Annotated in this window: 8 protein-coding genes; 5 read left to right on the top strand and 3 right to left on the bottom strand. The window is 72.9% G+C overall.

The window, feature by feature from the left end; all coding sequences use genetic code 11:
* Positions 1-430 (top strand): type ISP restriction/modification enzyme (locus FNH09_RS42300; protein ID WP_338017850.1); only part of this gene is annotated, 430 nt, incomplete at its 5' end.
* 116 nt (positions 431-546) lie between these two features.
* Positions 547-1755: a CaiB/BaiF CoA transferase family protein gene (locus FNH09_RS42305; RefSeq protein ID WP_202919873.1), complete on the top strand. Its 1209-nt coding sequence runs from the start codon at positions 547-549 to the stop codon at positions 1753-1755.
* A 9-nt stretch (positions 1756-1764) separates the two neighbouring features.
* On the opposite strand, the gene FNH09_RS42310 is transcribed toward FNH09_RS42305, so the two are convergent.
* From FNH09_RS42310 to FNH09_RS42320, 3 genes are all read right to left on the bottom strand, one after another.
* Positions 1765-2034 (bottom strand): hypothetical protein, encoded by a 270-nt coding sequence (locus FNH09_RS42310; RefSeq protein WP_152895176.1) that lies wholly within the window; start codon positions 2032-2034, stop codon positions 1765-1767.
* Positions 2035-2149: 115 nt separating this feature from the next.
* Positions 2150-2965, bottom strand: coding sequence for an anti-sigma factor (locus FNH09_RS42315; RefSeq protein WP_152895177.1), 816 nt, complete (start codon positions 2963-2965; stop codon positions 2150-2152).
* On the bottom strand, positions 2962-3504 hold the full coding sequence (locus tag FNH09_RS42320; RefSeq protein ID WP_162469923.1) for an ECF RNA polymerase sigma factor SigK: 543 nt from the start codon (positions 3502-3504) through the stop codon (positions 2962-2964). The genes FNH09_RS42315 and FNH09_RS42320 overlap by 4 nt, the downstream gene beginning before the upstream one ends.
* Before the next feature lie 205 nt (positions 3505-3709).
* Here FNH09_RS42320 and FNH09_RS42325 point away from each other — a divergent pair, with 205 nt between their 5' ends.
* The 3 genes from FNH09_RS42325 to FNH09_RS42335 form a co-directional block, all read left to right on the top strand.
* On the top strand, positions 3710-5245 hold the full coding sequence (locus FNH09_RS42325) for a DUF4331 domain-containing protein (protein ID WP_152895179.1): 1536 nt from the start codon (positions 3710-3712) through the stop codon (positions 5243-5245).
* A gap of 387 nt (positions 5246-5632) precedes the next feature.
* The gene (locus FNH09_RS42330) at positions 5633-7039 is read left to right on the top strand and encodes a tetratricopeptide repeat protein (protein WP_420802836.1); all 1407 of its coding nucleotides are present in this window, start codon (positions 5633-5635) and stop codon (positions 7037-7039) included.
* Positions 7036-8368: sulfite exporter TauE/SafE family protein (locus tag FNH09_RS42335; RefSeq protein WP_162469924.1), on the top strand; the 1333-nt coding region annotated here is incomplete at its 3' end. The genes FNH09_RS42330 and FNH09_RS42335, both read left to right, overlap by 4 nt.

Consider the following 8368-nt stretch of genomic DNA (forward strand, 5'->3'; position numbering starts at 1 on the left):
CGTCCGCGCCCCGCTCCCCACCCGGCCCCTGGACGTGCGTTACGACCGGGACGAGGAGACCCTGCACCTCGACGAGGGCCGGATCTCCCCGGTGCCGCCGCAGGCGTGGGACTTCGAGGCGGCGGGCGTCAGGGTGCTGGAGCAGTGGATCGCGACACGGACGGCCGAGGACGAACCGGGCTCCCTGGCAGCGATCCGTCCGGCGGCCTGGCTCCAGACGTGGACGTCGGAGCTGCTGGAGCTGATCACGGTCCTCGCCCTGCTGGCGGAGGTGGAGCCGCAGCGGGCGGAGCTGGAGACGCTCCACCCGGTCCCGGCCGCCGAGCTGCGCGCCGCGGGGGTCCTGCCGGTCCCGGAGGCGGCCCGGCGTCCGGCGACGGTCCTGGACCACCACGAGGAGGGCCCCGAGGGGCAGTTCGCCCTCGTCTGAACCGGTTGCCCGGCTCCCCCGTCGGCCACCGGACGACCACCGGGCGGCCGTCGCGCCCGGCCGGAGGTGAGCCGGTACACGTGCCTTCGGGCATGACAACGCGGCACGCGCAGGACATGATCCAGCGCATGAGGCCACTTCCCCCGCCCCTGGAGGGCATCACCGTCGTCGCCGTCGAGCAGGCCGTCGCGGCCCCCTTCGCCACCCGGCAGCTCGCCGATCTCGGCGCCCGGGTCATCAAGGTGGAGCGGATCGACGGCGGCGACTTCGCCCGGGGCTACGACACCGCCGCCGGCGGCCTTGCCTCGCACTTCGTGTGGTGCAACCGCGGCAAGGAGTCGATCGCCCTGGACCTCAAGGACGAGCGGGGCCTGGACGTCGTACGGCGACTGGTCGCGGACGCGGACGTGTTCGTGCAGAACCTGGCGCAGGGAGCCGCCGCCCGGCTCGGTCTGGACGCGGCCACCCTGTGCGCGGCGCATCCGCGGCTGATCGCCGTCGACATCTCGGGCTACGGCGCGTCCGGCCCGTACGCGGACAAGCGGGCGTACGACATGCTCGTGCAGTGCGAGGCCGGGCTGGTGTCGGTGACGGGGACGCCGGAGCAGCCGGTGAAGGCGGGGATCCCGGCGGCCGACATCGCGGCGGCCATGTACGCGTTCTCCGGGGTGCTGGCGGCGCTGGTGCGGCGGGGCGCCACCGGGTGCGGCGGGCCGGTGGAGGTGTCGATGCTGGAGGCGCTCGCGGAGTGGATGGGGCATCCGCTGCACCATGCGATGCACGGTGGCACCGCTCCGGGGCGCACCGGGCTCGCGCACGCCGTCATCGCGCCCTACGACTCCTATCCGACGGCGGACGGCGGGCGGGTGCTGCTGTCGGTGCAGAACGACCGGGAGTGGCGACGGCTGGCGGAACAGGTGCTCGGGCAGCCGGAGTTGGGCACGGATCCGGCCTATGCCACGAACGCCGCCCGGGTCGCCAACCGGGGCGGCACGGACGCGCAGGTGGCGAAGGCGCTGGGCACGCTGGACGCCGACGAGGCCGTCGCGCGGCTGGAGGCGGCGGGCATCGCGTGTGCACGCCTGAGGGATCTGCACGAGGTGGCGGAGCATCCGCAGCTGGCGGCCCGGGAGCGGTGGCGGGAGGTGGGGACGCCGGTCGGGCCGCTGCGGACACTGCTGCCACCGATCACACTGCCGGGCGGGGCGGAGGCGGACCTGGGGGACGTGCCCGCGCTCGGGGAGCACACCGAGGCACTGCTGCGCGCCGTGGGGATGACGGACGAGCTGATCGCAGTGCTGCGCCGGGACGGTGTGGCCGCCTGAGCGCGGGCCTCAGTTCCCGCCGAACAGGGAACGGCTCAGCCGACGCAGCGGCGCGAAGAGCGAGACACGACGGACACGGGCCACCCTGCTGGTCTTGTCGGGCTGAGTGCTACGTGCCGTCAGTTCGAGCATGAGCGAGGTCGCCTCGACCGTCTCCCGCTGCGGTATGGCGGGCCCCGCCAGCACCGACAGATGACGGTCGAGGCGCGAACTTGTCGCGCTGCTCCCGCAGGTGATCGCAGGGACCCTCGCCCTGCTGCGCACTGTTATCTGTTCCATGTCACTCCCCACCCGTACGAGTCCACCCAGCTCGGGCAGAGTAACCCTATCGCCCTCATGGGGCACTCGTGTATCGCAGGCACAGGATTCACCTGTTTCGCAAGGGGGTTGACGGTTACTCTCCGAATCCGAGCGATTTCAGGGCGAGTTGGACAATCGGCTGGGTAGTGGGTTGCGCCGAGCCCCCGGCCGGCTCGACGGTGACAGCGAGTGACGTGGCGGAATTGTCGAGACCGGATGTGACCAGGGGCGTGTCGCCGTCGAAGAGGCCCAGGGAGCGTGGTTGCCCGGAGGGGTGCATGAGCCACAGCTGGTGCACATGTCCGCCGGCCAGACCGTCGTATCCGCTCAAGGTGACGATCGCCCGGCCCTGCGAGACGGAGGCGATCACTCCGATGCTGCGCCCCTGGGCGTCCCGGTCGGTGGTCGCGCGGGTGTCCGGAGCAGCGAGCACCCGGGCGATCTCCCGCGACTGGGCCCGCTCGGCGTCCAGCCGGTCCTGGGCCTGACCGGCCTGCACCGCGAAGAGCGAGGCGACGACGAGGGCCGCGGCGGCCGTCGCCGTGGCGAACGGGACGAACAGCGGGCGCGGGCGGGACGCCCGGACCCGGGCGGGCGGCGGCCGGGTCCCCCAGACGTGCGGCGGCAGTTGGGCCGTCGTGCGCTCCGGCTCGGGAGCGGACATCTGCGGAGTCGTCCGTACGGCGGCCAGGACCCGGTCGCGCATCGCGGTCGGCGGCGGGGCGGCGGTGGACCAGGCGAGCCGGACGGCGTCCTCGGACAGCGCGCGGACCTCGGCGGCGCACAGCTCGCAGCCGTCGAGGTGCCGTTCGAAGCGCAGCCGCTCGGCGGGCTCCAGCGCGTCGAGGGCGTAGGGGGCGGCGAGCGAGTGCAGGTCCTCGCGCCGCAACAGTCGGTCGAGGACGCTCATGCGACTCCTCCCAGGCATTTGCGCAGGCTGGTGAGTCCGTCGCGCATACGGGTCTTGACCGTGCCCAGCGGGAGCGAGAGCCGCTCGGCCACTTCACGGTAGGTGTATCCGTCGTAATAGGCGAGGGTGACGGACTGTCGTTGCAGGGCGGTCAGCCGGTCCAGGCAGCGGCGCACCCACTCGCGCTCCAGGCCCGCCTCGACCTCCTCGGTGACCTGGTCGAAGGCGGGGTGGTGGGCGCGGCGCGCCTCGCGCTGCTCGCGTTCGCCGGCCGCCCGGACGCTGCGCACCCGGTCGACAGCGCGACGGTGGGCGAGGGTGAGGATCCAGGACAGCGCGCTGCCCCGGCCGGGGTCGAAGCGGGCGGCGGAGCGCCACAGTTCGAGCAGCACCTCCTGGGAGACCTCCTCCGACTGCGCGGGATCGCGCACCACGCGCCGCACGAGCCCGAACACCGGCCCGGACACCAGTGCGTACAGATCCTCGAAGGCCTTCTGGTCGCCACCCGCCACGAGCACCAGAAGCTCGTCCGCCTCCACGCGGTTCCCCTCTCCCCGGCCACAGCCGGCCCGTCCCGTCACACCAGGCATTCGCAACGAACACACCTCCGGATGGGGTTACGGATCAGGGTGCCCGAAACGCGGGTGGAGCAGGGAGAAAAGAAATTTCCAGATCGACCAATCCGAACGGTGCCCCCGCGCCGTATACCCGTCCGTCAAGCAAGTTGGACTGAGGACGGACGGCATGACACCTATCTCCAGGACCGGTACGGGACGCCGAGGCGTCGCGGCCCTCATATGTGCTGCGCTGGCCGCCGGGGGGCTCACAGCCGCCGGTGTGGCCCTGCTGGAGCCCGGGGCGGCCTCCGCCTCCAGCCACCGCGAGGCGCCGCTGATCTCGGGGACTCCCCAGTACGACAACACGGACGTGTACGCCTTCGTGAGCCCGGACAAGCCGGACACGACGACGATCATCGCGAACTGGATCCCCTTCGAGGAGCCGGCCGGCGGACCGAACTTCTACACGTTCGCGGACGACGCCCAGTACGACCTCCACATCGACAACGACGGTGACGCGCAGGACGACCTGCTCTTCCGCTACACCTTCAAGACGCATGTGAAGAACAAGAAGACGTTCCTCTACAACACGGGCGCCGTCGAGAGCCTCGACGACCCCGACCTCAACATCACGCAGTCGTACGACATCGATCTGATCCGGCTGAAGAAGAAGCACCAGGTGTCGAAGACGAGGATCGCGCACGACGTGCCGGTCGCGCCGTCGAACGTGGGCAAGGCGTCGATGCCGGACTACGGCAAGCTGCGCTACCAGGCGATCCACAAACTCTCCAGCGGCGCGCAGACGTTCGCCGGGCAGGCCGACGACCCGTTCTTCCTGGATCTGCGGGTCTTCGACCTCCTCTACGGCGGGAACCTGTCCGAGGTCGGCCGGGACACCCTCAAGGGCTACAACGTCAACTCGATCGCCCTCCAGATCCCGAACAAGATGATCACGGAGTCGGACCACCAGCCGATCGTGGGCGTCTATTCGACGACCCAGCGCAGGACCGCGGGCGGCTACTACACGCAGGTCTCGCGCCTGGGCAACCCGCTCGTCAACGAGGTCGTCAACCCGCAGAAGGACAAGGACAAGTTCAACGCGTCCTCGCCCGAGCACGACGCGCAGTTCCTGAAGAACGTCACCAACCCCGAGCTGCCGAAGCTCATCGAGGCGATCTACAAGATCAAGGCGCCGGCCGAGCCGCGCAACGACCTGGTCGACGTGTTCCTCAAGGGCGTCAAGGGCCTCAACCAGCCGCCGTACGTGAAGCCGGCCGAGGAGCTCCGCCTCAACACCTCGATCAAGCCGACCGCCAGCCCCAAGCGGCTGGGCGTGCTGGACGGCGACAACGCGGGCTTCCCGAACGGCCGTCGGCTCACCGACGACGTGATCGACGCCGCCCTCCAGGTCGTCGAGGGCGAACTGGTCGGTTCCAAGAACGACCTGGGCGACGCGGTCGACGCCAACGACCAGAAGTTCGGTCACTCCTTCCCGTACCTGGCCAACCCGACCTCGGGTTCGCGCGGCGCGCTCGCCAAGGGCACGACCAGCGGCGCGGACGTGCGCAGCCAGCTCGGTGACGCGCTCCAGCCGGCCGGCACCTCGGGCAGCGGCACCGACACCACCCTGATCGCCGCCTCCGCGGCCTCGGGCGCGGCCGGTGTCCTGCTGATCGGCACGGGTCTGGCCTGGTGGCGCCGCCGCTCGCAGCGGCCGTACTAGTCCGCACCCCCCAGACCGGCGCGGCCCGCACCTCTACACACCCCCCACGGTGCGGGCCGCGTCGCCCCACGCGACGACCGAGGAGAGGGCATGTCCCCGCGCACGAACGACAACGCACCGCAGAGGGAGTCCGTCTCGCCCTCCGCCGCGCCGGAGCCGGACCACTCGGGGACCACGGCGCCCGGCACCGAACCGGGGGGTGACAGGTCCGGGGCCACCCCGGACCCGGCCGGGACAGCGACCGCACCGGACGCGGACGGGACCGGAACGGCCGCCACGGCCCCAACGGCCCCAACGGCCCCAACGGCCGCCCACGACGTTTCTCCCGCAGACGTTTCTTCCACGGACGCTTTTTCCACGGACGCTTCTTCCACGGACGCCTCTCCCATGGAGACTTCTCCCCCCGGCGCTCCGCCCGCCGGCGTTCGCGTCGCCGCCCTGCGGCGGGTCGCCGATGCCGGGCGGCGTTGGCGGGTCGGGCAACTCGCTTGCTGTGCCGCCCTGCTGGCGGTGGCGTTGACCGCCGGATCCATCGCCGTCGGAGCGGTACGGGACAGCCGGCCGGTCGCGGCCGCCGCGCCCGCGGCGGTGTCGCCCGCCCTGCTGGGCAGCGGCGACCTCAACGCGGGCATCGCCGCCCTCCAGACCCATCTGCGCGCGCAGCCGCGGGACTTCGGCAGCTGGGCGACGCTCGGGCTGGCCTATGTGGAGCAGGCGCGCACCCAGGGCGACCCCTCCCGCTACCCGCAGGCCGAGCAGGCGTTCTCCCGCTCGCTCGCCCTGGCACCGGACAACGATCCCGCCCTGGCCGGCCGCGCCGCCCTCGCCGCCGCGCGGCACGACTTCAAGAACGCCCTGATCTACGCCGACCGGGCGCTGAAGCAGAACCCCTACAGCGAACGTGCCCTGTGCTCCCGTATCGACGCGCTCGTCGAACTCGGCCGGTACGACGACGCGCAGAAGGCGGCCGACCTCGCCGACGCCCGGCACCCCGGCGTCCCCGTCTTCACCCGGTACGCGTACGTCCACGAGCTGCGCGGCGACGTGGCCACGGCCCGCCGGGTCCTGCGACAGGCGCTGGACACCGCGACCTCCCCGGGCGACGTGGCATACGTCTCCACCCAGCTCGGCCAACTCGCCTGGAACCAGGGCGACGACAGGTCGGCCCTCGACTACTACGCCCGCGCCCTCGGCGCCGACGAGAACTACCTCCCCGCCCTGGAGGGCCGGGCCCGCGCCCAGGCCGCGAGCGGCGACCGGGCCGACGCGATCACCGGAATGGAGAACGTCGTCTCCCGGTACCCGCTGCCCGGCCCGCTCGTCGAACTCGGCGAACTGTACGAGGCCCGTGGCGCCGACGGTGACCGGGCGAAGGCCGGCGATCAGTACGCCCTGGTGGACGCCTGGATCGCCCTCGCCCGCGCCAACGGTGTCGACGCCGACCTCGACACCGCGCTCGCCGCGGCCGAGCACGGCGACGCCAAGGCCGCGCTGCGCGCCGCCCGCGCCGAGTGGGCCCGTCGGCACACCGTGCACACCGCGGACGCCCTCGCCTGGGCCCTGCACGTCAACGGCCGGGACGCCGAGGCACTCACGTACGCCCGCGAGGCCACCGCGACCGGCTACCGCAACGCCTCCTTCCTCTACCACCGCGGGATGATCGAGCTGGCCACCGGCCACCCGGCGGACGCCCGCACCCATCTGACCGCCGCGCTGAAGCTGAACCCCGGTTTCTCCCCGCTCGGGGCCCGCGCGGCCCGTGACGCGCTGAAGTCCCTGGAGGCGGCCCGGTGAAGCTCCGTCGCACACTCGCCTCCGGCACGGCCGTCCTCATGGCCGGCTGCGCGCTCGCGCTCCTGCCCGCCGCGTCCGCGAGCGCCCACCCGCTCGGCAACTTCACCGTCAACCGCTACGACGGGCTGGTCGCCGCCCCCGGCCTGCTCCGCGTGGACCATGTCGAGGACCTGGCCGAGATCCCGGCCACCCAGGCCGGTCCCGACCTGCGCCGGCTGGGCACCGCCGAGTGGGCCCGGCAGCGCTGCGCGAAGGCCGCCGAGGGCAGCCGGGTCACCGTCGACGGACGCGCCGTCGCCCTCACTGTCGGCACCAGCCGGGCTTGGCTGCGGCCCGGCCAGGCGGGACTGCACACCCTGCGCGTCGAATGCCGTCTGACGGCCGAGCTGCCCGAGGGCCGGCCGGTCGCCCTCGGCTTCCACAGCGCGGGCGCCTCCACCGGCCCCGGCTGGCGGGAGATCACCGCACGCGGCGACCGCACCACGCTCACCGCGACGGACGTACCGAAGGGCTCGGTCTCGCACGAACTGACGAGCTACCCGAAGGAGTTGCTCTCCTCCCCCGCCGACACCGCCACCGCCTCCCTGCGGGTGCGGCCCGGCGGTCCGGCGCTGGCCGACGACGCGGGACGCGACGCGCCCGCCGCCTCCGTGCTGCCGCGCGGCGCCGACCGCTGGACCCAGGCCCTGGACAACCTGGTCGCGCGCCAGCACCTCACCGTCGGCTTCGCGGCGCTGGCCCTGCTCGTCGCGGTCGTCCTGGGCGCGATGCACGCGCTCGCCCCCGGTCACGGGAAGACCATCATGGCCGCGACGGCCGCGGCCCGCGGCGGCCGGGCCCGCCTCAAGGACGTCCTGCCGCTGGCCGCGTCGGTGACCGTCACCCACACCCTGGGCGTGGTCGTGCTGGGCCTCCTGGTCACGGCCGGTTCCGCCGCGGCCCCCTCGGTGATCGCCTGGCTGGGCCTGGCGAGCGGCGGACTGGTGCTGCTCGCGGGAGTGAGCCTCGTACGCCGCGCCTGGCGCAACCGGAACCACGGGCACGGGCACGGGCACGCCCATGGAAACGAACACGGGCACGGGCACGGGCACGGACACGAGGGGCACCCGCACACACACGACCCGGAGCCGGCACCGGAGCGTCCACTCGCCCTCGTCGGCGCCCGTACCCCGACCGTGTCCGCGGCCGTGTCCGCACCTCACCCCACGCCCCAGCACCCCGCCACGCACGACCACGACCACGACCACAGCCACGACCACGGGCACGAGCACCCCCACACCCACGACCACGACCACGACCATGCGCACGCCCACGGTCTCGAACACACCC

The sequence above is a fragment of the Streptomyces adustus genome, from assembly GCF_009377175.1.
GTDB classification, from domain to species: domain Bacteria; phylum Actinomycetota; class Actinomycetes; order Streptomycetales; family Streptomycetaceae; genus Streptomyces; species Streptomyces adustus.

Coding starts and splice junctions, on each gene's coding strand:
- FNH09_RS42325 (WP_152895179.1), top strand. CDS start 3,710: ATGACACCTATCTCCAGGACCGGTACGGGACGCCGAGGCGTCGCGGCC.
- FNH09_RS42310 (WP_152895176.1), bottom strand. CDS start 2,034: ATGGAACAGATAACAGTGCGCAGCAGGGCGAGGGTCCCTGCGATCACC.
- FNH09_RS42315 (WP_152895177.1), bottom strand. CDS start 2,965: ATGAGCGTCCTCGACCGACTGTTGCGGCGCGAGGACCTGCACTCGCTC.
- FNH09_RS42305 (WP_202919873.1), top strand. CDS start 547: ATGATCCAGCGCATGAGGCCACTTCCCCCGCCCCTGGAGGGCATCACC.
- FNH09_RS42330 (WP_420802836.1), top strand. CDS start 5,633: ATGGAGACTTCTCCCCCCGGCGCTCCGCCCGCCGGCGTTCGCGTCGCC.